This is a genomic window from Micromonospora sp. NPDC051300 (assembly GCF_044455315.1).
Classification (GTDB): domain Bacteria; phylum Actinomycetota; class Actinomycetes; order Mycobacteriales; family Micromonosporaceae; genus Micromonospora; species Micromonospora robiginosa.
This window is the reverse complement of the sequence record NZ_JBITEP010000008.1, coordinates 149,921-176,739: the sequence shown is the minus strand read 5'-3', so window position 1 is coordinate 176,739 and position 26,819 is coordinate 149,921. Positions and strand designations below refer to the sequence as shown.

At 72.3% G+C, this 26,819-nt stretch carries 22 protein-coding genes; 7 read left to right on the top strand and 15 right to left on the bottom strand.

The window, feature by feature from the left end; genetic code table 11:
* Nucleotides 1-610: 610 nt before the first annotated feature.
* Nucleotides 611-1,516, top strand: a complete 906-nt coding sequence (locus ACIA5A_RS11985; RefSeq protein ID WP_396759942.1) for a hypothetical protein — start codon at nt 611-613, stop codon at nt 1,514-1,516.
* A gap of 31 nt (nt 1,517-1,547) precedes the next feature.
* Here the strand turns inward: ACIA5A_RS11985 and ACIA5A_RS11980 are convergent, their stop codons facing one another.
* Both ACIA5A_RS11980 and ACIA5A_RS11975 read right to left on the bottom strand, forming a co-directional pair.
* Nucleotides 1,548-2,549, bottom strand: a complete 1,002-nt coding sequence (locus ACIA5A_RS11980) for a D-alanine--D-alanine ligase (RefSeq protein WP_396759939.1) — start codon at nt 2,547-2,549, stop codon at nt 1,548-1,550.
* A 7-nt stretch (nt 2,550-2,556) separates the two neighbouring features.
* Nucleotides 2,557-3,870: a PLP-dependent aminotransferase family protein gene (locus ACIA5A_RS11975; RefSeq protein ID WP_396759936.1), complete on the bottom strand. Its 1,314-nt coding sequence runs from the start codon at nt 3,868-3,870 to the stop codon at nt 2,557-2,559.
* A gap of 283 nt (nt 3,871-4,153) precedes the next feature.
* On the opposite strand from ACIA5A_RS11975, the gene ACIA5A_RS11970 reads away from it, so the two are divergent.
* Nucleotides 4,154-4,819, top strand: coding sequence for a GNAT family N-acetyltransferase (locus ACIA5A_RS11970; protein ID WP_396759934.1), 666 nt, complete (start codon nt 4,154-4,156; stop codon nt 4,817-4,819).
* A 6-nt stretch (nt 4,820-4,825) separates the two neighbouring features.
* Here the strand turns inward: ACIA5A_RS11970 and ACIA5A_RS11965 are convergent, their stop codons facing one another.
* The 7 genes from ACIA5A_RS11965 to murJ all read right to left on the bottom strand — a co-directional run bounded on the left by ACIA5A_RS11965 (nt 4,826) and on the right by murJ (nt 13,133).
* Nucleotides 4,826-5,986, bottom strand: a complete 1,161-nt coding sequence (locus ACIA5A_RS11965; RefSeq protein ID WP_396759931.1) for an N-acetylmuramoyl-L-alanine amidase — start codon at nt 5,984-5,986, stop codon at nt 4,826-4,828.
* Between the two features lie 166 nt (nt 5,987-6,152).
* Nucleotides 6,153-6,476 carry a thioredoxin gene (gene trxA, locus ACIA5A_RS11960; RefSeq protein ID WP_181570986.1) on the bottom strand — a complete coding sequence of 108 codons (324 nt, stop codon included), beginning with the start codon at nt 6,474-6,476 and terminating at the stop codon, nt 6,153-6,155.
* Between the two features lie 28 nt (nt 6,477-6,504).
* Complete coding sequence (gene trxB / locus ACIA5A_RS11955) at nt 6,505-7,458, bottom strand: thioredoxin-disulfide reductase (protein WP_396759927.1); 954 nt, start codon at nt 7,456-7,458, stop codon at nt 6,505-6,507.
* Nucleotides 7,459-7,634: 176 nt separating this feature from the next.
* Complete coding sequence (locus ACIA5A_RS11950; protein WP_396759925.1) at nt 7,635-8,621, bottom strand: hypothetical protein; 987 nt, start codon at nt 8,619-8,621, stop codon at nt 7,635-7,637.
* Nucleotides 8,618-9,346 (bottom strand): RNA polymerase sigma factor SigM, encoded by a 729-nt coding sequence (sigM, locus tag ACIA5A_RS11945; RefSeq protein WP_396759922.1) that lies wholly within the window; start codon nt 9,344-9,346, stop codon nt 8,618-8,620. The genes ACIA5A_RS11950 and sigM overlap by 4 nt, the downstream gene beginning before the upstream one ends.
* A 43-nt stretch (nt 9,347-9,389) precedes the next feature.
* Nucleotides 9,390-11,021: a protein kinase family protein gene (locus ACIA5A_RS11940; RefSeq protein ID WP_396759920.1), complete on the bottom strand. Its 1,632-nt coding sequence runs from the start codon at nt 11,019-11,021 to the stop codon at nt 9,390-9,392.
* Nucleotides 11,022-11,384: 363 nt separating this feature from the next.
* Nucleotides 11,385-13,133 (bottom strand): murein biosynthesis integral membrane protein MurJ, encoded by a 1,749-nt coding sequence (gene murJ / locus ACIA5A_RS11935; RefSeq protein WP_396759918.1) that lies wholly within the window; start codon nt 13,131-13,133, stop codon nt 11,385-11,387.
* A gap of 132 nt (nt 13,134-13,265) precedes the next feature.
* Between murJ and ACIA5A_RS11930 the strand changes: the two genes are divergently transcribed.
* Both ACIA5A_RS11930 and ACIA5A_RS11925 read left to right on the top strand, forming a co-directional pair.
* Complete coding sequence (locus tag ACIA5A_RS11930; RefSeq protein ID WP_396759915.1) at nt 13,266-14,729, top strand: CCA tRNA nucleotidyltransferase; 1,464 nt, start codon at nt 13,266-13,268, stop codon at nt 14,727-14,729.
* Nucleotides 14,730-14,912: 183 nt separating this feature from the next.
* Nucleotides 14,913-16,952 carry a S8 family serine peptidase gene (locus ACIA5A_RS11925; protein WP_396759912.1) on the top strand — a complete coding sequence of 680 codons (2,040 nt, stop codon included), beginning with the start codon at nt 14,913-14,915 and terminating at the stop codon, nt 16,950-16,952.
* Nucleotides 16,953-17,019: 67 nt separating this feature from the next.
* Here ACIA5A_RS11925 and ACIA5A_RS11920 read toward each other — a convergent pair whose 3' ends face one another.
* The 4 genes from ACIA5A_RS11920 to ACIA5A_RS11905 are packed head-to-tail and all read right to left on the bottom strand — an operon-like array spanning nt 17,020 to nt 20,730.
* Nucleotides 17,020-18,525, bottom strand: a complete 1,506-nt coding sequence (locus ACIA5A_RS11920) for a flotillin family protein (protein ID WP_396759909.1) — start codon at nt 18,523-18,525, stop codon at nt 17,020-17,022.
* Nucleotides 18,526-18,549: 24 nt separating this feature from the next.
* Nucleotides 18,550-19,092, bottom strand: coding sequence for a hypothetical protein (locus ACIA5A_RS11915; RefSeq protein WP_396759906.1), 543 nt, complete (start codon nt 19,090-19,092; stop codon nt 18,550-18,552).
* A 31-nt stretch (nt 19,093-19,123) separates the two neighbouring features.
* On the bottom strand, nt 19,124-20,224 hold the full coding sequence (locus tag ACIA5A_RS11910) for a TolB family protein (protein WP_396759903.1): 1,101 nt from the start codon (nt 20,222-20,224) through the stop codon (nt 19,124-19,126).
* Nucleotides 20,221-20,730 carry a SigE family RNA polymerase sigma factor gene (locus ACIA5A_RS11905; protein ID WP_396759900.1) on the bottom strand — a complete coding sequence of 170 codons (510 nt, stop codon included), beginning with the start codon at nt 20,728-20,730 and terminating at the stop codon, nt 20,221-20,223. The genes ACIA5A_RS11910 and ACIA5A_RS11905 overlap by 4 nt, the downstream gene beginning before the upstream one ends.
* A 67-nt stretch (nt 20,731-20,797) precedes the next feature.
* Between ACIA5A_RS11905 and ACIA5A_RS11900 the strand changes: the two genes are divergently transcribed.
* On the top strand, nt 20,798-21,277 hold the full coding sequence (locus ACIA5A_RS11900) for a methylated-DNA--[protein]-cysteine S-methyltransferase (protein ID WP_396759898.1): 480 nt from the start codon (nt 20,798-20,800) through the stop codon (nt 21,275-21,277).
* A 65-nt stretch (nt 21,278-21,342) separates the two neighbouring features.
* Here ACIA5A_RS11900 and ACIA5A_RS11895 read toward each other — a convergent pair whose 3' ends face one another.
* Both ACIA5A_RS11895 and ACIA5A_RS11890 read right to left on the bottom strand, forming a co-directional pair.
* The gene (locus ACIA5A_RS11895) at nt 21,343-22,422 is read right to left on the bottom strand and encodes an inositol-3-phosphate synthase (RefSeq protein ID WP_396759895.1); all 1,080 of its coding nucleotides are present in this window, start codon (nt 22,420-22,422) and stop codon (nt 21,343-21,345) included.
* A gap of 24 nt (nt 22,423-22,446) precedes the next feature.
* Complete coding sequence (locus ACIA5A_RS11890; protein WP_181570972.1) at nt 22,447-23,085, bottom strand: PadR family transcriptional regulator; 639 nt, start codon at nt 23,083-23,085, stop codon at nt 22,447-22,449.
* 177 nt (nt 23,086-23,262) lie between these two features.
* Between ACIA5A_RS11890 and ACIA5A_RS11885 the strand changes: the two genes are divergently transcribed.
* Nucleotides 23,263-23,709 carry a DUF5318 domain-containing protein gene (locus tag ACIA5A_RS11885; protein ID WP_396759892.1) on the top strand — a complete coding sequence of 149 codons (447 nt, stop codon included), beginning with the start codon at nt 23,263-23,265 and terminating at the stop codon, nt 23,707-23,709.
* 194 nt (nt 23,710-23,903) lie between these two features.
* Nucleotides 23,904-26,729: a transglycosylase domain-containing protein gene (locus ACIA5A_RS11880; protein ID WP_396759889.1), complete on the top strand. Its 2,826-nt coding sequence runs from the start codon at nt 23,904-23,906 to the stop codon at nt 26,727-26,729.
* Nucleotides 26,730-26,819: the final 90 nt, after the last annotated feature.

Sequence of the window (26,819 nt, the reverse complement as noted above, 5' to 3'; positions counted from 1 at the left end):
CGCCCAGCCGCCCAGCCGCCCAGCCGCCCAGCCGCCCAGCCGCCCAGCCGCCCAGCCGCCCAGCCGCCCAGCCGCCCAGCCGCCCAGCCGCCCAGCCGCCCAGCGGCGGGGGCGCGCCACGTCCTGTGCCGCCGATTTGCAGGGGCGGCGGTTTCACGTGAAACCGGGGCGGACTCCGTCCCCCGACCGCGCGGTTTCGCCCCGACGGGTGTGCCAGCCGCCCACGACGAGGCACACTCGTTTCACGTGAAACGAGTCGTGCTCGGCGGTCGGCGCCGAAAGTCTGGGGCGGAGCTTTGAGCGGGCCCAGAGGAGCAGGCCCGCGAAAATCCCCCACGTCCGGAGCTGTGCCGATCGGCCCCTCGATCGTTGGGAATGACGGGCCATCGGACCGCCGAAGTTATCCACAGCAGTTGTCCACAGGCTCACTCCGTTTCACGTGAAACGCGCGGCCAAAACCGTTGCTGAGCTGTGGATGACGCACTGTGGTGGTGATCTCGGCACCCTGTGGACAACGCGGTGGACAACCGCTGTGGATGGTCCGGCGCCGGCGGTTCTCCGCCGGACGCGGGTAGGGACAGGCATCGCCAACTCGGTTAGGGTCAGCGTCGTGCAGGACACCCCTCCCTCAGTCCCGGACTTCACCCAGTGGCCCTCCTTCCCCTTCGAGGGCGAGATCCGCGTCAAGCAGCTCGACGACCCCGTACCGGTCGAGCCTCCCCGGCGGGGTGAGGCGGATCGGGAGTGCACCGCCTGCAACGCGCCCGACGAGGCGTACATCTGGGTGGGTGAGCGGTGGCGGGTGCGCACGATGGACCGGCCCACCGGACTGCCCATGGTGCTGATCCTGGAGTCACGTTCCCACCTCGATCTCGGTGACCTGCCGAACCTGCTCGCCGCCGAACTGGGCGTGATGACCGTCCGCCTGGAGCGGGCCATCCGCTCGCTCGACGGCGTGGCCCGCGTGCACGTCAACCGGTGGGGTGACGGCTCGGCGCACCTGCACATGTGGTTCCTGGCCCGCCCCTACGGTCGGCTGCAACTGCGAGGCACGTTCCTCTCCCTGTGGGACTCGATCCTGCCGCCGATCTCCGAGGAGCAGTGGCGGGAGAACCTGGCCATGGTGGCCGCCTGGCTCGCCGAGTTCGGCGGTCGTCCGCTCGCCGAACCGCCGCGCATCCAGTGGCAGGCGCCGTCGAGTCTCTCCTCACCGTCGCCGGCGAGCGCGGCCGAGGACGTCGAGGAGGAAGCCGTCTCGGTGATCGAGGCCGCGGACGAGATTCCGGAGGCCGAGCCGGCGGAGGGGAACGCGGACGGGATCGAGCCGGCCGGGGTCGACTCGCCCGACGACGCGGAACCCGCGACCGGCGACGTGCACGACGACGGAGGCGCGAGCGGCGGGCAGGAGCGTGGCGCCGACGCGGACGCGACCGCGCCCACGGAGTCTGACTCGACGGGTGGCGCAGGTCACGCCGAGGACGGTGACGGTCGCACGCAGCGGGCCATCGCCGAATAGCGCGCGGGAGAACGGGTGGTCGCCGGCCGGGTCAGCTCGGCCGGCGGCGGGCCGCAGCCCGGGCGACAAGCGTGCCGAGGACCCGGCCGAAGTCCAGCCCGGCGGCCTGGATGGCCAGCGGCAGCAACGAGGTCTCGGTCATCCCGGGGGAGACGTTGACCTCCAGCACGTGCGGCTGGCCGTCCGCGTCGACGATCAGGTCGACCCGGGACACGTCGCGCAGCCCGAGTGCGGTGTGCGCGGCGAGCGCCACCTCGGTCACCCGCTCGGCGGTGGCGGCGTCGAGCCGGGCCGGCGCGTGCCAGGTGGTGCGCCCGGCCGTGTAGCGGGCGGCGTAGTCGTAGACCCCGTTGCGGGGCACGATCTCGACCGGCGGCAGGGCCTGCGGTCCCTCGCCCAGGTCGAGCACCGAGACCGCCACGTCCATCCCGGGCACGTAGCGCTCCACCAGCGCCGTCTGGTCGTACGCGAAACAGCCGACCATCGCGGCCGGCAGCGACGCGGCCTCCCGGACCACGGCGGCGCCCAGGCCGGAGCCGCCCTGCGCCGGCTTGACCATCAGCGGCAGCCCGAGACGGTCGACGATCCGGTCCAGCACGGCGACCGCGCCCAGCTCGGAGAACCGGTCGTGCGGCAGCGCCACCCAGTCCGGGGTGGGAATACCTGCTTCGCGCAGCACCGCCTTGGCGGACGGCTTGTCCCAGGCGAGCCGGGAGGAACGGGCGTCACAGCCGACGTAGGGCACGTCGCAGAGGTCGAGCACGCCGCGCAGGGAACCGTCCTCGCCGGTGGCGCCGTGCAGGGCGATCACCACCGCGTCCGGCGGGTCGGCGGCCAGCGCGGGGAGCAGCGCGACATCAGCGTCCCGCAGTTCCGCCTCGACGCCGACCGCCCGCAGCGCGTCGAGCACGCGCCGGCCGGACCGGAGCGAGACGTCCCGCTCGTAGGAGAGACCGCCGGCGAGCACCAGCACGCGCAGCTCGTCGGTGGAGGGTCCGGTCACGGGTGTCGGTGCGGCAGGGCTGACGGCCATGCGGGCATCATGCCAAGTCGGGGCCGGGCGTGTCCGAACCGCCCTGGCGGCGGCGTGGCCCGGTGCCGCCGATCGCCCCGAACACCTTCCGCATGGCGATCTCCTGCTCCATCACCCCGGCCAGCCGGCGGACGCCCTCGCGGATCCGCTCCGGCGGTGGGAAGGAGAAGTTGAGCCGCATGTTGCCGGTGCCCGTCCCGTCGGCGTAGAAGCCGGTGCCCGGCACGTAGGCCACCCGCGCGGCGACGGCGCGGGGCATCATCGCCTTGGCGTCGAGCCCGTCCGGCAGGGTCGCCCAGACGAAGAGCCCGCCGGCCGGCGTGGTCCAGGTGGTGCCCTCGGGCATCAGGTCGGCCAGCGCGTCGAGCAGCGCGTCCCGGCGCTCGCGGTAGACCTCGCGGTAGATCTTGAGCTGCTCGCGCCACGGCATGGTGGCGAGGTAGGTGGAGACGGCCGCCTGGGCGAATCCGCTGGGGCAGAGGATCTGCGCCTCGCTGGCGATGACGAGCTTGTCGCGGACCGCGTGCGGGGCGAGGATCCAGCCCACCCGCAGGCCAGGTGCGAACGTCTTGGAGAAGGTGCTCAGGTAGAACACCCCGTCGCGTCGCCGCGCGCGCAACGGCGCGGGCGCCTCGCCGGAGAAACCGAGCTGACCGTACGGGTCGTCCTCCACCACCAGCAGCCCGGCGCGCTCGCAGATGTCGAGCACCCGTTCCCGCCGCTCCTCGCTCAACGTCACACCGGCGGGGTTCTGGTAGGTGGGGATGGTGTAGAGGAACTTCACCCGCCGGCCGGCCCGCGCCAGGTCGGCGATTGCCGTCTCCAGCGCTTCCGGGATGAGCCCGTCGTCGTCCATCGGCACGTGGGCCACCTGGGCCTGGGCGGCCTGGAACACCCCGAGCGCGCCGACGTAGGTCGGGCCCTCGGCGAGCACCACGTCGCCCGGGTCGAGGAAGAGACGGGCGACCAGGTCGAGCGCCTGCTGACCGCCGACGGTCACCACCACGTCCTCCGGGGAGGCGCCGCAGGACGCGTCGATCCCGGAGAGGGCCATCACCTCGCAGATCCGCTCGCGCAGCTCCAGCGTGCCCTGGCCGATGCCGTACTGCAGGGTGGTGGTGCCGTGCTCGGCGCCGAGCCGGCCGAGCATCTCGCCCACCGCGTCGAGCGGCAGCGCGGCGATGTACGGCGCGCCTCCGGCGAGCGACACGACCTCCGGACGGCTGGCCACCGCGAACAGCGCCCGGATCTCGGAGGCGGTCATCCCCCGCACACGCCGGGCGTACCGGTCGGTGTAGTCGTCGAGCGTCGTGCCGGTCATGACATCACCTCGATCGGGTGTCGGCGGGGCTGCCGCCCGGTGTGGTACCCGCGATGCCGGCATCCAATGGCGGCGCGCGGCCGATTGGTCGATCGTAGTCCCTGGTGACCGGCGCGGAACCCGCCGTGTGGACACGTCCACATCGCGGACCGCCGCACGCGTGGGGGTTCGCGCGTCCACTCCCGCGCCGGCGGGCAGGGGCGTACGATCGCTCGTCGGGAGCAGGAGGGCGGCGGGACACCGCGGCGGCCGACGCTCCGAGACTGTTTGGTGGGGTGCGCTCATGTCGCGACGTCTGGTCAGCCTGACCCTGGACACCCTGGAGGACCTCCCCCGACCCTGCCGGCGGTGCGTCTACTGGGAGCTGGATCCGGTCTCCGCCGAGCGGGCCTGCGCGGCCGGCGACCCGGGGCTGGAGAAGGAGGCGTGGGTCTCCCAGACGCTGCTGGAGTGGGGCTCCTGCGGCAAGTTGGTCTACGTCGACGGCATGCCCGCCGGTTATGTCATGTACGCGCCGCCGGCGTACGTCCCGCGCTCGATGGCGTTTCCCACCTCGCCTGTCTCGGCGGACGCGGCGCTGCTGACCACGGCGCACGTGGTGCCGGCGTTCGCCGACGGCGGCCTGGGCCGGATGCTGGTGCAGGGCGTCGCCCGCGACCTCACCAAGCGGGGCATCAAGGCGATCGAGGCGTTCGGCGACGCCAAGTTCGGCGACGACGCGGACGACCCGAACCGGGCCTGCCTCGCCCCGGCCGACTTCTTCCTGTCGGTGGGCTTCAAGACGGTCCGGCCGCACCCCCGCTACCCGCGCCTGCGGTTGGAGCTGCGCACCGCGCTGAGCTGGAAGTCCGACGTCGAGTACGCGCTGGAGAAGTTGCTCGGTTCGATGAGCCCGGAGACGCTGCTGCGCCCGGTCCGCCCGGCGCCGGCCACCCGCTCGACGAGCTGACCCGGCTCAGTCGACGACGGTGCCGGCGGCCACGATCGCGCGCAGTTCGCTCACGTCGATCGAACCGGTCGGCACGTCCCGCTCGATCGGCAGGTACATCCGCTGCACCCCGGCCACGATCGCCTCGACCACCCGGTCCCGGAACCGCGGGTCGACCAGCCGGCCCCGGTCCCGCGGCGAGGTCAGGTAGCCCACCTCGACCCGGACCGCAGGCATCCGGGTGAGCCGGAGCAGGTCCCAAGCCTTGGCGTGGGTGCGGCAGTCGCGCAGCCCGGTGCGGGCCACGATCTCCCGCTGCACCAGCCCGGCCAGCCGCTCCCCGGTGGCGGACGTGACGCCGTTGTCGGTGCCGTAGTGGTAGGTGGCGACCCCGTCGGCCTCCGGGTTGACGTGGCCGTCGGTGTGCAGGGAGATGAACACGTCCGCGCCGAGCGAGTTGGCGAGCTGGGCCCGGTCCGCGTCCGGCAGGCAGGTCAGCGGCGACGGGCCGCGGGTGAGCTGCACCCGGACGCCGGCCGCCGCGAGCCGGCCCTCCAGCCGGCTGGCCAGGTCGTGTGCGAGGTCCGCCTCGGTCCAGCGCAGCGTGCCGTCGGGCACCACCACGCCCGGGTCGGTGCCGCCGTGGCCCGGGTCGATCACCACGGTCCGGCCGACGAGCGTCGGGCCGGCCTGGCGGATGGCGTCGGACTCGCGCAGCCACTGCGGTCGGCCGCCGACCACCTTGCGGCCGAGGCGGCGCAGCGCGTTGACGGTGTGCGGGCCGCACGCGCCGTCGGGCTTCAGCCCCATCTCGCGCTGGAACTGGGCCACCGCGCGGGAGGTGCGGATGCCGTAGATGGCGTCCGCGCGGCCCACGTCGTACCCCATCTCCAGCAGGCGTTCCTGGAGTGAGCGGACGTCCTCGCCGGTCAGCGGCTCGGGGATGGCGTGGTAGAGGGCGCGGGCGCCGAACCGCCAGCGGGCCGCGTCCAGCGCCCGCCAGGTCTCGGCGCCGACGCGTCCGTCCACGCTGAGGCCGCGTGACTGTTGGAAGGCACGGACCGCGCGTTCCGTCTGGGCGTCGTAGTCGTCGGCCCGGCCGTCCGCGGGGAGGAGGTCCAGGCCGGCGAGGACGGTGTGGATCTCGGCCACCGCCGGGCCTCGGTCACCGGGTCGGATCGGACGCACGACGCCCCCCTCTGCGCGGAAGCTGGCGGAGGCGGAAGTCCGCCGGACGCCTACGGAGCGTACCGTGGCCGGTTACCCACCGGGTTCGTGTTCGCGCAGGTCAGGAAAGCCGGAACCCCCGCCACCCGGGCGGGGTGGCGGGGGTTCGGCAGGGTCCGGTGCGGCCTCAGAGCGCCGACTCGATGAGCTTGACCAGCTCGCCCTTCGGCTTGGCGCCGGCGATCGACTGGACCGGCTCGCCGTTCTTGAAGATGGTCAGCGTCGGCACGGACATCACCCGGTAGGTGCGCGCCGTCTCGGGGTTCTCGTCGATGTTGAGCTTGACGATGGTGACCTGGTCACTCATCTCGCCCGCGATCTCCTCCAGCAGCGGCGAGACCTTGCGGCACGGACCGCACCACTCCGCCCAGAAGTCGACCAGAACCGGCTTGTCGGACTTCAGCACGTCGCTCGCGAAGCTCGCGTCCGTGACCGCCTTGGTTGCTCCCACTATGAACCCCTCCTCCTGGTGAAAATTCTCAGCCCTGCAGGGTGGCGATGAACCGCTCGGCGTCGAGCGCGGCCGCACACCCGGTGCCGGCCGCCGTGATGGCCTGCCGGTAGGTGTGGTCGACCACGTCGCCGGCGGCGAACACGCCGGGCACGTCGGTGCGGGTGCTGGGTGCCTGCACCTTCACGTAGCCCTCGTCGTCGAGCTCCACCTGGCCACGGAACAGCTCGCTGCGCGGGTCGTGGCCGATCGCCACGAAGACGCCGGTGACGTCGAGCACCTTGCTCTCGCCGGTGTGCACGTTGCGCACCCGGACCCCGCTGACCTTGCCGTCGTCGCCGAGGATCTCCTCGACGGTGGAGTTCCACTCGACCTTGATCTTCTCGTTGCCCAGCGCCCGCTCCGCCATGATCTTGCTGGCCCGGAACGAGTCGCGGCGGTGGATGATCGTCACCGACTCGGCGAAGCGGGTGAGGAAGCTCGCCTCCTCCATCGCCGAGTCGCCGCCGCCGACCACCACGATGTGCTGGTTGCGGAAGAAGAAGCCGTCACAGGTGGCGCAGGACGACACGCCGTGGCCCAGGTATTCCTGCTCGCCCGGCACGCCGAGCGGGCGCCAGGCCGAGCCGGTGGAGAGGATCACCGCGCGGGCCCGGTAGGCGGTCTCGCCCACCCAGACGGTGCTCACCGCGTCGGAGCCGATCTCGCCGGTGTCCTTCAGCTCGACGCGGGTCACGTCGTCGGTGAGAAACTCGGCGCCGAACCGCTCGGCCTGCTTGCGCATGTTGTCCATCAGCTCGGGGCCGAGGATGCCGTCGGCGAAGCCGGGGAAGTTCTCCACCTCGGTGGTGGTCATCAGCGCGCCACCGGACTGCACGCCCTCGATCACCAGCGGCTTGAGGTTGGCGCGTGCCGCGTAGACCGCCGCGGTGTAACCGGCCGGCCCGGAGCCGATGATGATCAGGTTGCGGACCTCGTCCACTGCCGTCTCCCGATGTGTGTGTTCGTCACCGGCGCACCGATGTCGATCCCTCGTGCCGGCCGCGTCAGCGACGCCGGCGCCTGACTTGCAGAACGCCATCGTACGAAGCGGGGATTCCCGAGCCGGTCATCCGGTGGGTCACGTCACGTGGTGGGACAGGCCCGCTGGCCGCGGTTTCACCCTACCCGCGTGCGGAACCGGGTGTCCGCGCCGGACCCGGGTACGCCGCATTCCGGCCCGCTCACCCAGCCCCAGCGGCTGCCGCCGGCGTCGGCGAACGTGACCACCAGCGCCGGGGCGCCCTGGAACCGGGCGTAGTCGATCAGGTCGACGCGGAGCGGGGTGACGCCGTGCTCGGCGCCGATGGCGGTCAGGCAGGCGGCCAGGGCCTCGGGCCGCATGAGCCGGTCCAGTCCACCGGCGGCGGCCATGCGCCCCTTCTCCGAGGCGGAGAACGGGGTCTCCCGGCCGTCCTTCGCCGCGCCCGACGGCCCGTTCATGTCCGGCCGGACCGAGTCCTTGTCCTTCGAGGCGCCGCCCGCGCCGAGGGCGAAGCGTTCCGGCGTCCAGTCCGTGCCGCTGTGCACCGCCGGACCGGTGGTCCGGTACGGCGCGCCGGCGGCGGGCGCGGCCTCGCCGGCCGCCCGGTCGGCCGGGGTGCTGCGGTAGCCGCCCGCGTCGGTCAGCCAGCCGACGCCGAGACCCGCCGCGGCGACCGAGGCGGCGGCCAGCGCCACCGGCCCGGCGACCCGGGCCCAGCGCCGGGACCGCCGTCCCGGTCCGGTGTGCCGCTCGGGACGGGACGCGGTGCCGGGCGGGCGACTCGACCGGGTGGGTTGCGCCGGCACGGCGGTCGTCGCCTCACGACCGGCCGCGTCGGGCACGTGGTCGGCGGTCGGAGCGGGGCCGGCCCCGGCGAGCGCGGCGGTGATCCGCTCGGCCACCGCCGCCGGCATCTCGGGCGCGGGTTCCTCGGCCCAGGCGGCCAGGTCGCCGTGCACCAGGTCCGTCGCGCGGGCCAGGGCGTCGTACGCCTCGCCCCAGGCCGGGTCCTGCTCGACCAGCCGGGCGACGGTGGCCTGCTCCGGGGTGCCGTCCAGCGCCCCGCCGAGATAGTCGGCGAGCAGGTCGTGGTCGACCTCGCTGAACTGGCGGGAACTCACGACTCCTCCTGGCTGGGGTCCGGTCGGGCGCGTCCCGACGAGGATCCGACGCCCTCGGGGGGCCGGCGGTTCCCTGCGGTGACGCGGGGCACGTCCACCGGTTCGTCGGAGCCGGTGCGCAGGTGCCCGAGGACCACGGCGAGCCGGGCGCGGCCACGGGCGCACCGGCTCTTCACGGTGCCCTCGGCGACGCCGAGGATCCGGGCCACCTCGGCCACCGGGTAGCCCTGCACGTCCACCATGACCAGCGCCGCCCGCTGCTCCGCCGGCAGGGCGGCCAGCGCCTGGCGGACCACCAGCGCGGTGTCGTGGTCACGGGCGGGCGCGGCCGGTTCCACCCCGCCGGTGTGCCGGCCGGGCTCGCCGTCGCCGTGCACCCCGTCCGGCAGCGGGACGGTGGCATGGGTCTGGCGCCGCCGCATCCGGTCCAGGCACGCGTTCACCACGATCCGGTGCAGCCAGGTGGTGACCGCCGAGTCGCCCCGGAAGCGGGCCGCGGCGCGGTGCGCGGACAGCATCGCGTCCTGGAGCGCGTCGGCGGCCTCCTCGCGGTCGCCGATGGTCCGCAGGGCCACCGCCCAGAGCCGGTCGCGGTGCCTGTGGAACAGCTCGGTGAAGGCGTCCCGGTCGCCCGCGACGTGGGCCCGGAGCAGCTCCAGGTCGGACCCGGCCGGCGGTCCGTCGCCGGTCGCCGGGCCGGTGGTACGCGCGCCGGGACCCGCCATCACCACGCCCGAGGGAGGTGGCGTGGCGGGTACGGCGGGCGGCTCACGAGCCCTGGACCGTGATCTCCTGAACCCCCAGCTTCCAGCCGCCGCTGTCCTTCTCCGGCAGCTCGGTGATCCAGAAGAGGAGGTACTGGTACTTCCTGGCCGGGTCGAACCCGTTGAAGATCATGTTGGTGCCGGAATCGCTGCTCTCGAACGGCTGCCCGATCACCGAGGGGTAGGCCGCGACGAGCTGACCGTCGCCCTTGGAGGTGGACGGGAAGTCGCCGGTGACACCGGGAGGGCCGGTGCGCAGCTCGGCGGCGGCCCCGCCGGACGACAACGTCGCCTGCAGGGACTTGACCGTGTGCGGGGCACCCAGGTCGATCCAGATGCCCATGCCGTCCTTCAGACCGCCGAACTTGCCGTTGTTCTTGTAGGTCTGGGTCTCCCAGCCGTCCTCGTCGTCGCCGTCGATCACCTTCTCGGCGTCGCGTACCTCGGCGCGGTCCTTGCTCTTCGGATCGATGATCCGGACGTCCTGGATGGTGAGCTTGCGGGCCGCCGGCGCGGCGGGCTCGGCGCTGCCGCCGCCCGTGGCGGGGGCGCTGCTGGAGGGCTGGGACACCGGCTCCTTGTCGCCGCCGTCGCCGCCACCGAGCACGTTGATCCCGATGAAGAGCCCGACCAGGGCCACCGCCAGCAGGCCGGCCACGCCCAGCGCGACCTTGCGGCCGCCGGCCGCGGCCAGCGGCGACGGCTCCTCGCCGGGGTCGGCGGTGAAGCGCAGCGGCCCGGCCTGCTCCAGGAACTGCTCGTCGGCCGGGATGTCGAGCCGGCTCAGCTCGGCGGACAGCACGTCCGACGAGGGCGGGGCGATCTCCGGGTCGAGCAGGTCCATGGTCAGGTCGTCGAGGTACGCCGGCACCCCGGCGCGGACCTGGCGGGGCGCGGCGATGCCGCCGGCGGAGTCGCGGACGGCGTCGGGCAGCGCGGCCCGGCCGTGCCCGGCGGTGGCGCCGTGCAGCGGGGCCTCGCCGTGCGGCCAGTGCCCGGTCAGGGCGTAGTAGAGCACCCCGCCGACGGCCCGCAGGTCGTTCTCCTGGCTGTCCGCCCCGTCGGTGCGCGCGTCGGCGACCACCACCCGGCCGTCGTCACTGATCATCACCGTGCCGGGGTGGATGTTGCCGTGCACCATGCCGGTGGCGTGCACCGCGGCCAGGGCGCTGGCGACGGCGTTGCCGATCGCGGTGGCGCGGGCCGGGTCCAGCGGGCCGTCGGCGGTCACCATCTCGCGCAGCGACTGGCCGTCCACCCACTCGCGGACCACGTAGGCCCGGTCGTCCTCGTCGATCGCGTCGTAGACGCCGACCAGGTTGGGGTGGATGACCCGGCTGGCGGCGACCGCGGCCTGGAGCATCTCGGTGGCGGAGTCGCCACCCGGATAGCGGAGGACCACCGCGACGGGTCGGCGCAGCACCACGTCGACACCGCGCCAGACCAGCCGGCCGGCGCTGTCGTTGTTGATGTGCTCGGCCAGCTCGTAGCGCTCGGCAAGGAGCTCACCGACGGTGGGAGCACCGAGGGTCACGACCGCCGGAGAGGTTTCCTCCGCTTCCTGACCCTCGCCGACCTGGGTCACCCGTCCTCCCTCGGTGATCGTGTCGATCGATGGACCCGTGTTGCTGGGCATGTGGTTTCCCGCTCTGGCTTCGGTGGAACCGGCACGGTCGACGTCGACGCCGGACGTACCCGTCGAGTGCGACCTTACCCGGGATGCCCGGTTCTCCGACATGTCATCTTCCCGCCGCAGCCGGCGGGAAGCCAGTCACCGCGGACACGCACCGCCAATCTAGAGGTTGACGGCAAGTGAGCGGCGCAGGGGCGTACCGGTGTGGCGTGCCCGTGGTTTCCCCGCCCCGGCCTGCGCACCCTCAGCCTTACGGTTGGTTGTCCACAGGCCGAGAGGCCCACTGGACGGCGGAATCCCGAGTTATCCACAGCCGTATCCCCAGCCTGGTGATCCTCGTTCACCGTCGGTCACGGCGGTCCGGGCTCACCGCCCGAGCCGCCGCCGCACCATCCCGACCACCTCGGTGATCTCGCTGATCCGCAGCAGCATGGCCAGCCCGAGGTACGTCCCGCCGATCACCGCGCCGCCGATCACCAACTGGACCGCGGCGGCCAACCGGCTCAGGCCCTCCGGATCGCCGGGAAGCACCGCGACCACCAGCACGCCGACGAGCGCGGCGCCGAGCGCGGCCACCACCACCCGGCCGAGCGTCTTCATGATCCGGCCCAGCCCGATCCGGCCCACCCGGGGCCGCAGCAGCATGGCCGAGATGATCGCCGCGGCCAGGTACGACACGGCGTTGCCGAGCATCATGCCGGCCGCCGCGAAGGTGTTCGAGAAGATCAGGAAGAGACCCACCTGGAGCAGCACCCGCAGGATCACCACCGGGATGTTGATCAGCGCCGGGGTGCGGGTGTCGGGCAGCGCGTAGAACGCGAACGTGAAGAGCTGGCTGACCGCGAACGGCACCAGGCCGAGCGCGGCGACCAGCAGCACCGTCGAGGTGGCCACCGCGTTGTCGCCGTCGAAGGCGCCGTAGCGGAACACGACCACGGAGATCGGGCCGGCGAGCACCGCGTAGCAGACCGCGATCGGGGCCAGCACCGCGGTGACCATCCGGGTGCCCCGGGACAGGTCGGCGGTGACGTCGCCGAACCGGCCCTCGGCGGCGGCCGCGCTCATCCGGGGCATCAGCGCCGTGATGATCGAGACCGCGATGATGCCGTGCGCCATCATCAGCAGCAGGAAGACGTTGTTGTAGATCAGCAGGCCGGCGTTCTTGCCGCCGGCCGCCCGGGTCAGCAGGTTGACCACCACGAAGAGGCCGAGCTGGTTGACCCCGACGTAGCAGAACATCCAGCCGCCGAGCCGGGCCAGCTCCGCCAGGCCGAGCGCGCGGAAGTCGAACCGCCACTTCCAGCGGAAGTCGACCTTGCGCAGCGCGGGCAGCAGCCCTGCGGTCTGGACCGCCACGCCGAGCAGCGTGCCGCCGCCGATCAGCAGGATCCGCCCCCCGCTCATCTCGCCGGGCTGGATGATCTTCGCGCCGAAGACCCCGATGTAGATCCCGCAGACGGCGATGACCACCAGGTTGTTCAGGATCGGCGCCCACATCGGCGCGGCGAAGTGACCCCGGGTGTTCAACACCGCGGCGATCAGCGCGCTCACCCCGGTGAAGAACAGCATCGGCAGCATCAGGTACGACAGGCCGGTGACCAGGCCCCGGTAGTCGGCGTCCTTGCCACCGGCGTAGATGGCGGTGAGCACCGGCGCCGCGATCAGCGCGATCGCCACGGTGACGGCGAGCGCCAGCACGGCGAGCGTGAGCAGCCGCTGCGAGTAGGCCTCGCCCCGGTCCGGGTCGGACCTGCGCCGCCGGACCAGCACCGGGATCAGCACGCTCGTCAGCACGCCGCCGAGCAGGAACTCGTACACCTGGTTCGGCAGGAAGATCGCGGTGGTGTACGCGTCGCCGACCAACGCGCCACCGAGCGCGGCGCCGATCATCAGGTTGCGGATGAAACCGGTGCCCCGGCTGACCAGGCTGCCGATCGCCATCACCGCGCTGTTCGCCGCGGCGCTGGTCTCGCCGACCACCTCCTGGGGCGGCGCGACCGCCTCGACGCCCGGCTGGTTCAGCGGCTCCGCCGAGATGAAGGTGGCGCCGTCGTCCGGCGGCAGGCCGCCGTCACCGTGCGCGTTCGCGCTGCGGTAGAGCCCGCCGCCGCTCATCTGCCCGCCTCCCAGGAATATGCCGGAACCGGGCCCCGCCGGCCCCGCACAACCGGAACCTTAGTCACCCCCGGCCCGTTACCCGCGCCCGGCGCGGTCGATCCACCCCCGGCCCGATAGGCTGGCGATCCCATGTCCGAAGCCTCCGCCTCCGCGTCCGCCGCCGAACGCCACGAGCTGACCGCCGCGCAGCGCAACGCCGTCGCCGAACTGCTCCGCGTGTCCCCGGTCGCGGACGAGCTGGGTCGGCGTTTTGCCCGAGCCGGTCACGAACTGCACCTGGTGGGGGGATCCGTCCGGGACGCGCTCCTCGGCCGGCTCGGCAACGACCTCGACTTCTGCACCGACGCCCACCCGGACGAGACCGTCAAGGTCATCCGAGGCTGGGCCGAGTCGATCTGGGAGACCGGCCGCGAGTTCGGCACCATCGCCTGCCAGCGCGACGGGCTCACCCTGGAGATCACCACCTTCCGGGCGGAGGTCTACGACCAGGTGAGCCGCAACCCGGTGGTGCGGTACGGCACCAGCCTGGCCGACGACCTGAAGCGCCGCGACTTCACCGTCAACGCGATGGCGGTGAGTCTCCCCGAGCACCGGTTCACCGACCCGTACGGCGGCCTGGCCGACCTCGGCGCCAAGGTCATCCGTACCCCCGGAACGCCGCAGGAGTCGTTCCGCGACGACCCGCTGCGGATGCTGCGGGCGGCCCGGTTCGCCGCCCAGCTCCGCTTCGCCGTCCACCCCGACGTCCGCGCGGCGATGACCCGGATGGCGTCCGACCTCGACCGGATCACCGCCGAGCGGATCCGGGACGAGTTCACCAAGCTGCTGTGCGGCGTCGACCCGGTGACCGGGCTGCGCCTGCTCGTCGACACCGGCCTGGCCGAGCGCTTCCTGCCGGAGCTGACCGGCCTCAAGCTCACCATCGACGAGCACGCCCAGCACAAGGACGTCTACGAGCACACCCTCACGGTGGTCCTCAACGCCATGTCGATGGAGGAGGACGGCTGCGACTTCGTGCTGCGGATGGCCGCGCTGATGCACGACGTCGGCAAGCCCGGCACCAAGGCGGTCGGCGCGGACGGCCGGGTCAGCTTCCACCACCACGAGGTGGTCGGGGCGCGGCTGACCAAGGCCCGGATGAAGGCGATGCGCTATCCCAAGGACGTCACCTCCCAGGTGGTCAAGCTGGTCGGGCTGCACCTGCGCTTCTACGGGTACGGCCGGGGCGAGTGGACCGACTCGGCGGTGCGCCGGTACGTCACCGACGCCGGCGACCTGCTCTCCCGGCTGCACAAGCTGACCCGCTCCGACTGCACCACCCGCAACCGACGCAAGGCGGCCCAGCTCGCGGCCGACTACGACGCGCTGGAGGAGCGGATCGCCCGGATCGCCGCCGAGGAGGACCTGGCCCGGGTCCGGCCCGACCTGGACGGCAACGCGATCATGGAGTTGCTCGGCGTGCCGCCGGGGCCGGTGGTCGGCCGCGCCTGGCAGCACCTCAAGGAGCTGCGCCTGGAGCGCGGGCCGCTGGACCGCGACGAGGCCGAGGCGGAACTGCTGCGCTGGGCGCGCGCCGAGGGCATCGTCGGCTGATCCCGCGCGGCGACGGAATTCGACGACGATACGCCGGCGTGTCGACCGAACGGATGACGTGGCCCGGTCGATGTCTCCCGCATGATGTTGGTCATCACCAGCCGTCCCGTCCGACGGCACGGCTGTCCTGATCGCATCCGCCCGTCCGCTCCGGACGGTCGCTGGACACGGGGAGACCATTCAGTGTCACGCCACGGCGCGCTGCGCCGCTCCGCGGTGGTGGGGCTCGCCCTCACCTCCGCCACCTCCATTCTCTGCGCCGCCACCGCCGGCCCGGCGTCGGCCGCACCGGACGGCCCGAAGCGCGCCCCGGTCCGGGGCGCCGACTCGGCCGGTGCGGTGCCCGGCCGCTACATCGTCGTCCTCAAGGACGGCAAGGCCAGCCCGGCCAAGGTGAAGTCCGCCGCGTCGGCCCTCGCCGGTGAGCACGGCGGCTCCATCCGCCGAGTGTTCGGCAAGGCGCTGCACGGCTACTCCGCCAGCATGGACCGCCGCCAGGCCGAGCGTCTCGCCGCGGACCCCGACGTCGCGTACGTCCAGCAGGTCCAGCGCTATCGGGCCACCGGCACCCAGACCACCCCGCCGTGGGGCTTGGACCGGCTGGACCAGGCCAAGCCGAAGGCCGACGGTAAGTACACGTACCCGGCGACCGGCGCCGGGGTGACCGCGTACGTCATCGACACCGGCATCGACATCGACCACGAGGACTTCGGCGGCCGGGCCGTGAACGGCTACGACGCGGTCGAGCAGGACGACGTCGCGCAGGACTGCGACGGGCACGGCACCCATGTGGCCGGCACCCTCGGCGGCACGAAGTACGGCGTCGCCAAGGACGTCAAGCTGGTCGCGGTGCGGGTGCTCGACTGCACCGGCAGCGGCGACAGCGAGGGCGTGATCGCTGGCGTCGAGTGGGTGACCGCGCACGCCAGCGGACCGTCCGTGGCCAACATGAGCCTCGGCGACGACAAGACCGACCAGGCGCTCAACGACGCGGTCACCCGGTCCATCAACTCCGGCATCAGCTACGCGGTCGCGGCCGGCAACAGTTGGAAGGACGCCTGCGGCGTCTCACCGGCGAACGTGCCGGCTGCCATCACGGTCGGCGCCACCGACCGGATCGACTTCCGGGCCTGGTTCTCCAACTTCGGCTCCTGCCTGGACACCTACGCGCCGGGCGCCGGCATCGTGTCGGCGAAGGCCGGCACCGCCTCCGGCACCGAGTCGATGAGCGGCACGTCGATGGCCTCCCCGCACGTGGCGGGCGCCGCCGCGCTGCTGCTCGAGGCGCACCCGGGTTGGACCCCGCAGCAGGTACGCGACTCGATCGTGAACACCAGCACCGCCGGCGCGGTGCACGACCCGATGGGCTCGGTCGACCGTCTCCTGCACGTGGGTGACGCGGTGGTGGCCCGCGAGTCGTACGGGCTGAAGGCCCGGGGCAACGGCCGCTACGTGACGGCGGAGAGCGGCGGCAACCGTGCGCTGGTCGCCCGCGGCACCGAGGTCGGCGCCTGGGAGAAGTACGACGTGGTGGACGCCGGAAGCGGCTACTACGGCCTGCGGGCCAAGGCGAACAACAAGTTCGTCACCGCGGACGGCGGCGGCAACCGGCCGCTGCTCGCCCGTTCCGCGACCATCGGCGCTTGGGAGAAGTTCCAGATCGTCGCCAACGCGGACGGCACGATCAGCCTGAAGGCCGCGGTCAACGGCAAGTACGTCACCGCGTCGAACACCACCACGCCGCTGATCGCCAGCAAGACCTCCATCGGCACGGCGGAGAAGTTCGACTTCGACGCGGCCGCCCCGGTGGTGGGCATCAAGGCGGTGGCCAACGGCAAGTACGTGACCGCGGAGAACAGCGGTACGCAGCCGCTGATCGCCCGGTCCGCGACGGTCGGCGCGTGGGAGAAGTACGAGGTCGTCAGCGTGGGCGACGGCTTCTTCGCGCTGCGTGCGCTGATCAACAACAAGCTCGTCACGGCCGACGCCGGCGGCAACCGCGCGCTGATCGCCAAGTCCACCGCGGTCGGCGCCTGGGAGGTCTTCGACTTCCTCGACTACAACGCCGACGGCTCGGTCTACCTGCGGGCGAACGCCAACGGCAAGGCGGTCACCGCCGGCGCCACCGGCGGCAGCCAGCTCATCGCCAGCCGGGTCATCGACTGGAACAGCGACACCCTGGGCGTGGGCACCGGCGAGAAGTTCGTCTTCGCCGCGCTCTGAACCGCACCACCCATATAACGGCGCCCGCCGGCTCCCCTCGGGGAACCGGCGGGCGCCGTCGTTCGGGTCACGGGGTGACCGTGCTGCCGTCCACCGTGCTCTTGCCGTTGGTGTGCGCGCTGCCCAGCCGGGCGAGCAGCCCGGCCAGGTCGATGCCGGTCAGGTCGCTGCCGAGCTGGAGGCCCTGGGCGACGTTGCCGGCCACCGACTTGGTCAGCGACGACGCGCCGTCGGTGGAGATGACAGTCATCTTGTCGATCGCCCCGATCGGGGCGCTGGCCGCGCCGACCACCTCGGGCAGCACCTTGACCAGGAGGTCCAGCACGGCGGCCTCGCCGTACGCGGCGAACGCCTCGGCCTTGCGGGCCATCGCGTCGGCCTCCGCCTGACCCCTGGCCAGGATGGCCGCGGCCTCGGCCGTGCCCTCCCGCTCGACCGCCTCGGCGATCGCGGACCGCCGACGCTGCTCCGCCTCACCCTCCTTGGCGCCCTCGATCGCGTTCGCCTCGGCCAGCGCGGCCCGGCGGGCCCGCTCGCCCTCACCGGTGAGCCGCGACTGCTCGGCGGCGGCCTGGGCGGCGGCGATGGTCGCCTGCCGCTCGGCGTCGGCGCGCAGCACCGCCGCGTTGCGGGCGGCCTCGGCCTCCTGCTCCACCTTGTACCGCTGGGCGTCGGCCGGCTTGCGCACCTCGGTGTCGAGCTGGCGCTGCTTCAGCTCGGCGTTGCGCTCGGCCACCTTCTGCTGTTCGGAGAGGATCGCCTGGTCCCGCTCGGCCTGGGCGAGCGGCCCGGCGGCCGCCGAGCGCGCCTTCGCGGCGTCGATCTCGGCCTGGATGCCTGCCTGCTTGAGCGACAGGTTCCGGTTCGCCTCGGCGATCGCCTCCTCGGCGAGCAGTCGCTCCTGCTCGGCGGCCTGGCGGGCGCGGGCCTCGGCGATGGCGGCGTCCTTGAGCACCCGGGCGGCCTCGGGCCGGCCCAGGTCGGCCAGGTAGGACCCCTCGGCCAGGATGTCCTGGAGCTGGAACGTGTCCAGCACCAGACCCTGGTTGGTCATCGAGTGCTCGGCCTCCTCGGCGACCGCGCTCGCGAACGCGGCCCGGTCCCGGATGACCTCCTCGACGGTGAGCCGGCCGACGATCGAGCGCAGCGCGCCGGCCAGCACCTCCCGGGTGAAGTTGTCGATCTCGGCCTGCTGGTGCAGGAACCGCTGGGCGGCGGCCCGGATCGCGTCCTCGGTGCCGCCGACCTTGACGATCGCGACGCCGTGCAGGTCGGCGCGGATGCCCTGCTTGCTCACCGCGCCCCGGATGCCGACGTCGATGCGCCGGCTGGACAGGTCGAGGGACTGCAGCTTCTGCACCACCGGGAGCACGAAGACCGAGGCGCCGAGCACGACCTTCTGGCCGGACATGTCGGTGGATCGGATGCCGTCGGCGGTCTGGGTGGTCCGGCCCTTGCGGCCGGTGACGATGAAAGCCTCGTTCGGCCCGGCCACCTTGATCCGGGACAGCACGAAGAAGACGAGCAGGACGGCGAGGAGGACCGCGCCGCCGATGGCGACGAGCAGGGGCATGGGGGTTCCCGTCTGTGGAGGGAGTCAGTAGGTCTCGACGTGCACGCTGGTCTCGCTGAGCGCTTCGACCACGAAGATCCGGGCGCCGATCGGGATGGGCCCGTCGGCCCGGGCGTTGAGCTTGACCGGCTGGCCGGCGAGGCGTACCCGGACCTCGCCGTAGCCGCCGCTGGGGATCGGGGTGACCACCAGACCTATCGCGCCGGTCAGATGGTCCCGGGTGGGGGTGGCGTCGGTGCGCATGTTGCGGGCCGCGCGGCTCAACCGGGCCGCCAGCCAGCCGGTGGGCACGGCGGCGAGCGCCCCACCGGCCGCCGCCGCCGCGACCATCCCGGTGGTACGCCCGCCGAGCAGCTCGTTGACGATCGCGGCGCCGAAGCCGAACGCGCCGACGAACCCGGCGACCGCCTCCAGCGACACCGGCCCGTCGACGTCCGGGTGGCCGAGGTGCAACACCCCCGAACCGAGCAGGGCGAGCGTCAGCACACCGACACCGGCTCCGCCGATGATCAGGAAGATGAGCGTCCCCATGGCCACGACCTGCACGGTATCGACATCGCGCAACATCCACTGCGTTCAGCACGCCTTCAGCGAACGCTCAGCCCGGCGCGATCGTCACCTCGGCGAGGCGGAATTCCTCCGGCAGCGGCTGGCGGACCAGTTCCCGTCCGGTGGTGTCGGCGTACACGAACTCGTGCGAACCGTTCGGCCGCCGGTAGAGCAACCGATCGGGGCCGGCCCAGACGGCGTCCGCGGCGGGCAGCGCGTTGACCACTCGGCCGGTCGCGGCCTCCACCAGCAGGGGCTCCCGCTGCCCCTGGACGACCACCAGCTTCCCGTCCGGTGACCAGGCCCACGGACCGGCCGGGTCACCGGGCAACGGCTCGAAGCGGGTGGAGCGGCCCGTGTCGGCGGAGAAGAACTGCACACCCCGGCGTGGGTGTCGGGCGGACTCGGACCGGGCGCGGCCCAGGTCGGTCTGCTGGAGCAGCACCTCCCGTCCGTCCCGGCTCCAGAGGAAGTAGCAGTAGTCGGTGCAGGGGAACTCGCCGGTGTCGACGGCGTGGGTGCGGGTGGGGCCCTTGGCGTCCAGCACCACGAAGCCGAAGTGGTCGACCCGCTGGTTGGTGAAGAGCAGGCGCCGGCCGTCCGGCGACCAGTTCGGCGCGCCGAGCGCGCGACCCGGCTCGTACCAGCGGGTCGTTCCGCGCGCCAGGTCGACGAGCCCGACCTGGCGGGGTCGGTCGTCGTCCCAGACCGCGACCAGCGAGCCGGCCGGGGCGGGGAGAACCGCGTCGTAGCGGCTGTTGACGAGGTAGCGGCCGCGTGCCCGGTCGAGCAGGTAGGACCTTCCGTCCGACCGCGCGACCTCGTTCAGGCTGGTGACCACCCAGCCGCCCGGCAGGGTCAGCGGGCCGTTCGACCAGTTCGCGCCGGGTGCCGACCTGATCACCGGCGACGGGGCGGCGGTGACCGGCGGTGCGGTGGGTGGTGGGGCGGGGCGGGGACGCAGCAACACGAGGGGCAGGGTCACCGCGACCACGGCGACCAGCACGGCGGCGGTCGCGGTGACCCGGCGACGGCGGCGCAGCCGCCGGCCGTGCCGGAGCGCCCGCGGGGCCAGGTCCGGTGCGGGCACGACGCCGTCGGCCAGATCGCGTACGGCCGTCCGGAGCGTCTCGTCCAGTGACGTGCTCATCGGGTCACCTCCGCCGGGTCGGTCAGCTCGTCGAGCGCCGGCACGAGTTGCCGGAGCCGGGCCAGCGCCTTGGCGCTCTGGCTGGCCACGGTGCCGGGCCGGCAGCCGAGCATCGCCGCGGTCTGCTCGACGCTCAGGTCCTCCAGGTAGCGAAGCGTCAGGACGGCCCGCTGGCGGGGCGGCAGCGCGCGCAGCGCGTCGCGCAGCAGCAGCCGCAGGTCGCTGTCGTCCCCGGCCGCCGGCCGTTCCGGCAGGTCGGCCACCGGGACCTCCGCGCGCCGCGCCCGCCGTCGCCAGCCGGAGACCTGGTCGTGGTAGAGGATCCGTTTCACGTACGGCTCCGCGTCGCCGCGGATCCGGGGCCACCGGGCGTACGCCTTGGCCAGCGCGTTCTGCAGCAGGTCCTCCGCCGCGTGCTGGTTGCCGGCGAGCGCGTACGCGACCCGCAGCAGGACCGCTCCCCGCTCGTTGACGAACGCGGTGAACTCCCCGTCGACCTCCGCCACCGTCCACCTCCGTCTCTTCGACGCCCGGGGCGGGGGAAACTTTGCCCGCCGCGCGACAATGGGTGGCATGCGCTGGACCGTGCTCGACTCGCCGATCGGGGAGTTCTCCGTCGGCACCGATGCCGACGCGGTGCGCGGCGCGCACTTCGGCCGGGTTGCGGGTGCCGCCGACGAACCCGGCGACGACCTGGCCCGGCGGGCGGTGGCGGAGTTGCGGGCCTACTTCGCCGGCGAGTTGACCGAGTTCGGCGTGCCGGTGTCGGCGCCCCGGGGCTCGGAGTTCGAGCGCGCGGTGTGGCGGGAGATGACAGGCATCCCCTACGGGGAGACGACCACCTACGGCGAGGTGGCGAAGGCGCTCGGTGAACCGGGCGCGGCCCGCGCGGTGGGGGTGGCGTGCAACCGCAACCCGGTGCCGGTGATCGTGCCGTGTCACCGGATCGTCGGGGCGGGCGGCAAGCTGGTCGGCTTCGGCGGCGGGCTGCCGCGCAAGGTGACCCTGCTGGAGTTGGAGGCGGGCGTCGCGCTGCGGCGTGCCTGGTCCTGACGTACACAAGGAGGAAGGCCGGGTCCGCGCGGACCCGGCCTTCCTCCTTGTGTACGTGCAGCGCGTCAGCGCTCGATCTCGCCCTTGATGAACGCCTCGACGGCGGCGTGCGCGTCGTGGTCGGCGTACTGCTCCGGCGGGGACTTCATGAAGTACGAGGACGCGGAGAGGATCGGCCCACCGATCTTCCGGTCCAGCGCGATCTTCGCGGCGCGGACGGCGTCGATGATGACACCGGCCGAGTTCGGCGAGTCCCACACCTCGAGCTTCAGCTCCGCGTTGAGCGGGGTGTCACCGAAGGAGCGGCCCTCCAGACGGATGTACGCCCACTTGCGGTCGTCCAGCCACGGCACGTGGTCGGACGGGCCGATGTGCACGTCGCTCTTGCTCATCTCGTGCGGGATCTGGGAGGTCACCGACTGGGTCTTCGAGATCTTCTTGGAGACCAGGCGGTTGCGCTCCAGCATGTTCATGAAGTCCATGTTGCCGCCGAAGTTGAGCTGGTAGGTGCGCAGCAGCTCGACCCCGCGGTCCTCGAAGAGCTTCGCCAGCGCGCGGTGCACGATGGTGGCGCCGACCTGGCTCTTGATGTCGTCACCCACGATCGGCAGACCGGCGTCGGTGAACTTCTGCGCCCACTCCGGGTCGGAGGCGATGAAGACCGGCAGGGCGTTCACGAACGCGCAGCCGGCGTCGATCGCGGCCTGGGCGTAGAACTTGTCGGCCTGCTCGGAGCCCACCGGCAGGTAGCAGACGACCACGTCGACCTGCGCGTCGCGCAGCGCCTGCGCCACGTCGACCGGCTTGGCGTCCGACTCCTCGACGATCTCCCGGTAGTACTGGCCGAGACCGTCGAAGGTCGGCCCGCGCTGCACGGTCACGCCGGTCGGCGGGACGTCGCAGAGCTTGATCGTGTTGTTCTCGCTGGCGACGATCGCCTCCGCGAGGTCCATGCCCACCTTCTTGGCGTCCACGTCGAACGCCGCGACGAACTTCACGTCGGAGACGTGGTAGTCGCCGAAGGTGACGTGCATGAGACCCGGGACGCGGTCGTTCGGGTCGGCGTCCCGGTAGTACTCCACGCCCTGCACGAGGGACGAGGCGCAGTTACCCACACCGACGATGGCGACGCGGACGGAGCCCATAGCGTCTGCCTCCTTCTTCTTTCATCACGGCCGCTCTGTCCTGGACGTTCCAGGCGTGGGCGGGCTGTCGTTGTCTCCTCGGCCCGTGGCCGTCCCGGTGCCCGGGGCGGTCGGGGCCCGGCCGGAGCGCTCGTTGGCGATGAGCTCCTCCAGCCAGCGGACCTCGCGCTCGCAGGCGTCGAGCCCGTGGCGCTGCAGTTCCAGGGTGTACGCGTCGAGGCGCTCGGCTGCCCGGCCGAGCACGTCACGAAGACCCTCGCGACGTTCCTCGATCTTGCGACGGCGACCTTCCAGGATCCGGAGTCGGGTGGCCTGGTCGGTCCGGGCGAAGAACGCGAAGTGCACGCCGAAGCCCGTGTCGTCGTACGTCTCGGGTCCAGCCTGCGCTATCAGCTGGGCGAAGCGTTCCTTGCCCTCCGCGGTAATGGTGTAGACCACCCGACCGCGTCGGCTGGTCAGCGCGGGAACCTCCTCGGCGGTCGCGGGTGTCTCGGCGGCTTCGGTGATCCATCCCGCCGCCTGCAGCCGGCGCAGGGTCGGGTAGAGCGAGCCGTAGCTGATCGCCGCCCGGATGGCGCCGAGCTTCGCGGTCAACTCCTTGCGCAGCTCGTAGCCGTGCATCGGCGCCTCCTGCAGGAGACCCAGGATGGCGAACTCGAGCACGGGCGCCATCCCTTCTTTTCCCCCTGCGCGGAGAGCTAACCACCGCGATGTATCGGGCCGATACATCGAACGTTAGCGGACGGCGGTGGCCAGGGCAAACCCCCGTCTACGCGACGCGATCATCACTGATCGTGACCATGGTCGCCTCGGTTCGCCGGAGCGCGTACCCTTTGCCGCATGCGTACGCAGCGCCAGGTGGTCGACTACTCGCTCCAGAAGCGAGCGGTGCTGCGCGAACTCCTGGCCGGGCGGATCGGCACGTACGACGTGTGCGACGCCTCGCCGTACCTGAAGAACGCCGCTCGCTTCCACGGCGAAGCGACCGACAGTCGCTGCCCGATCTGCCGTAGCGAGAACCTGATCCACGTCCACTACATTTACGGTGACGAACTCAAGCAGTCGGCGGGCCAGGCGCGTACCCGGGCGGAGTTGCCCGTCCTGGCCATGACGCTGCGTGAGTTCCAGGTGTTCGTGGTGGAGGTCTGCCCCGGCTGCGACTGGAACCATCTCGTCGAGCAGTTCCTGCTCGGCCGGGACGGTCTCGCGGACGAGGCGCAGGACGCGACCGGGTCGGTCGCGGCCGACGGCTCCACCCCTCGGCGAAGGCGAGAGGCGCAACGGTGAACGCGACTGTCCCGAGCGTCGCCGGCCCGTTTCCCGGGCGGCACGAGCGACAGTCTTTAAGCGTAATTGATCCGAATTGGTCGGATTTGACGGGCGCGCGCCGGCACGACCGGCAGGTAACGTCCCGTGTTTCAGCTCACGGCAACCCGGTGGCGACGCCCCCGCGTCCCACCGCGACCGGCAGGGTGTGAGGAATGAACTACGGCGATCCCAGTTCTTCGCGTGGGCGGGCCCAGATCCCGGGCCCGAACGGCGACCCCGGCTCCGAGCGGAGTCCGCGCGGGAACGGCTGGTCCGGCGCGCCGGAGGGCGGTGCCTCGGCGCGCGCCTCCGTCACCCCGCGCGACCCCGGCGGCCGGGCCCCGGTCAGCGGCGTACCACCGATGCCCCGTGGCGCCACGGGCGCGGCCCCGGTCGGCCGCGCCGGCGCGGGCCGGGCCTCGGTTCCGGTCTCGCCGGCACCCGGCGTCTCCGGACGCGCGGGCGCCGGCCGGGCGTCGGTCCCGATCTCCCCGGCCGGCCCGGCCGGTCGCGCCTCGGTGGGCGCGGCCAGCGTGGGCGGCGCCGGGCGGGCAAGTGTCGGCGCGGCGCCGGTCGGCGGCCGGGCCGCGGTGGCGCGGGCCGGCGTGCCCGGCTTCAGCGGGGGCGGTCCGGGTGGTCCCGGCGGCCCGGGGGGCCCGACCGGGCCCGGCCGGAGCGGTCGTGGCGGGGACCCGGCGCGGGCGAAGAAGCGGCGTCGGCTCAACATGCTGATCGCCGGCTTCGCCGTGTTCATCATGCTCGCCGGCATCGGAGTGGTCAGCTTCACCTGGTACTCGCAGAAGGTGCTGCTCCCCGAGGACACCATCCCGCCGCTCTCCACCACCATCTACGACTCGACCGGGAAGACGGCGATCGCCCGGATCGGTGACCAGAACCGTCAGTTGGTCACCATCCAGCAGATCCCGGTGCACGTCCAGCACGCGGTCGCGGCCGCCGAGGACAGGAACTTCTACCGCCACTCCGGCGTCGACTACAAGGGCATCGCCCGGGCCGCGTGGAACAACCTCAGCGGTGGCGACAAGCAGGGCGCCTCGACCATCACCCAGCAGTACGCGCGCAACGCGTTCGACAACCTGAACCAGGACACGTACGGCCGCAAGGTGAAGGAGGCGATCCTCGCCTCCAAGCTGAACGACAAGTACGACAAAAGTGTGATCATGCAGCACTACCTGAACGTCATCTACTTCGGACGTGGGGCGTACGGCATCCAGGCGGCGGCGCAGACCTACTTTCAGAAGGACGTCGCCAAGCTGACCGTGGCCGAGGCCGCGGTGCTGGCCGCGCTGATCAAGCAGCCGGAGCCGAGCGCCACGCACCAGGGCTACGACCCGGCGATCAATCCGCAGGCCGCGCTGGACCGGTGGAACTACGTCATCAACGGCATGATCACCGAGAAGTGGCTCGACGCGCCGAACACGCCGCAGCACCCCACCGAATACCCGAAGAACGTCCAGAAGCCGACGAAGACCGGCGCCGGCAGCTTCGGCGTCAACACGCCGTACGGCAACGTCGTCAACTACGTCTCGCAGGAACTGCGCGAGATGAACCTCTGCACCGACAACGAGGCCGAGGCGACCGCCGACACGCCGCTGTGCGCGAAGGCGCTGAGCCGGGGCGGCTACAAGATCACCACGACGATCGACAAGAAGATGCAGGAGGCGGTGCTCGACGCGGCCCAACGGGCCAAGAAGGGCTCCGCGCTCGCCGGGCAGCCGTCGAACCTCATGGCCGCGGTGGTGTCGATCGACCCGAAGACCGGCGGCGTGCGCGCCTACTACGGCGGCGACAACGGCACCGGCACCGACTACGCCGGCAAGAACGTGGAAGGCAAAGTGGTCAGCGGCGGCCACTCGCCGGGATCGAGCTTCAAGATCTACACGTTGGCGGCGGCCCTCAAGGAGGGCATCTCCATCAAGTCCCGGTGGAAGGGCTCGGCGTTCACGCCGAAGGACACCAAGTTCAAGGTGAGCAACGCCGGCGCCGACAAGGTCTCTTGTGGCGACTCCTGCACGCTGGAACTGTCCACGCTGAAGTCGCTGAACGTGCCGTTCTACTACATCACCGAGAAGATCGGCCCGGACAAGGTCGTCGAGATGGCCAAGCAGGCAGGCGTCACCACCATGTGGCGGACCGACACCAACCCGGCCCAGGCGTACGACCTGACCAAGGTGAAGGACATGAAGGAGGTCGCGCCGGACCCGTTCTTCAACGTGGTCGGCTACGGCCAGTACCCGATCACCGTGCTCGACCACGCCAACGGCGTCGCCACGTTCGCCAACGAGGGCGTCTACAACAAGGCGCACTTCATCAAGCGGGTCCAGAAGCAGAACCCCAGCACCGGGAAGTGGGACACGGTCGGCGGCGAGAAGCTCAAACCGCAGCAGCGGATCGACAAGGACATCGTCGCCGACGTCACGTCCGTGCTGAAGCAGTACCCGGGCCAGGTGAACCGCCGGCTCGACGACGGCCGCCAGGCCGCCGAGAAGACCGGCACCTGGGAACTCGGCGACGGCAGCACCCGCAACGGTGACGCCTGGATGATCGGCTACACGCCGCAGCTCGCCACCGCCGTCTGGGTCGGCAACGTCAAGGACCGCAAGGCGATCAAGTACAAGGGCGGCGCGGACATCAGCGGCGCCAAGATGCCCGGTGAGATCTTCCAGCGCTTCATGAACGACGCGCTCAAGGGCAAGGACAAGGAAGAGTTCCCACCCGCCGCGAACGTCGGCAAGGACGACGTCGGCAACGGCGAGATGCCGGCACCGCCGCCCCCGACCGGTGGCGGCCCCGCCTGCGACCCGCTGGGCCTGTTCTGCCCCGACGGCGGCAACCAGGGCGGCAACCCCGGCGGCGGCAACCCGGGTGGCGGCAACCCCGGCGGCGGCGACCAGGGCGGTGGTCTCCCCGGCTTCCCGGGTGGCGGCGGCCGGGGCGGTGGCGTGCTGCCGAGCACCCCACCGACCAGACAGACGAACTGACGCGAACCACCTGACGGCGGCGGCCGGACCCGAGCGGTCCGGCCGCCGCCGCGTTCCGCGGACCGGAATTTCTCCGCGCGCGGCGGGACG

Excerpts from the sequence above, each read along its gene's own strand:
- ACIA5A_RS11900 (WP_396759898.1), top strand. The coding sequence starts at position 20,798 with ATGCGCTGGACCGTGCTCGACTCGCCGATCGGGGAGTTCTCCGTCGGC.
- murJ (WP_396759918.1), bottom strand. The coding sequence starts at position 13,133 with ATGAGCGGCGGCGGGCTCTACCGCAGCGCGAACGCGCACGGTGACGGC.
- ACIA5A_RS11885 (WP_396759892.1), top strand. The coding sequence starts at position 23,263 with ATGCGTACGCAGCGCCAGGTGGTCGACTACTCGCTCCAGAAGCGAGCG.
- ACIA5A_RS11895 (WP_396759895.1), bottom strand. The coding sequence starts at position 22,422 with ATGGGCTCCGTCCGCGTCGCCATCGTCGGTGTGGGTAACTGCGCCTCG.
- ACIA5A_RS11975 (WP_396759936.1), bottom strand. The coding sequence starts at position 3,870 with ATGACCGGCACGACGCTCGACGACTACACCGACCGGTACGCCCGGCGT.
- ACIA5A_RS11910 (WP_396759903.1), bottom strand. The coding sequence starts at position 20,224 with ATGAGCACGTCACTGGACGAGACGCTCCGGACGGCCGTACGCGATCTG.
- ACIA5A_RS11920 (WP_396759909.1), bottom strand. The coding sequence starts at position 18,525 with ATGCCCCTGCTCGTCGCCATCGGCGGCGCGGTCCTCCTCGCCGTCCTG.
- ACIA5A_RS11940 (WP_396759920.1), bottom strand. The coding sequence starts at position 11,021 with ATGCCCAGCAACACGGGTCCATCGATCGACACGATCACCGAGGGAGGA.
- ACIA5A_RS11930 (WP_396759915.1), top strand. The coding sequence starts at position 13,266 with ATGTCCGAAGCCTCCGCCTCCGCGTCCGCCGCCGAACGCCACGAGCTG.
- ACIA5A_RS11915 (WP_396759906.1), bottom strand. The coding sequence starts at position 19,092 with ATGTTGCGCGATGTCGATACCGTGCAGGTCGTGGCCATGGGGACGCTC.
- ACIA5A_RS11980 (WP_396759939.1), bottom strand. The coding sequence starts at position 2,549 with ATGGCCGTCAGCCCTGCCGCACCGACACCCGTGACCGGACCCTCCACC.
- sigM (WP_396759922.1), bottom strand. The coding sequence starts at position 9,346 with ATGGCGGGTCCCGGCGCGCGTACCACCGGCCCGGCGACCGGCGACGGA.
- ACIA5A_RS11970 (WP_396759934.1), top strand. The coding sequence starts at position 4,154 with ATGTCGCGACGTCTGGTCAGCCTGACCCTGGACACCCTGGAGGACCTC.
- ACIA5A_RS11880 (WP_396759889.1), top strand. The coding sequence starts at position 23,904 with ATGAACTACGGCGATCCCAGTTCTTCGCGTGGGCGGGCCCAGATCCCG.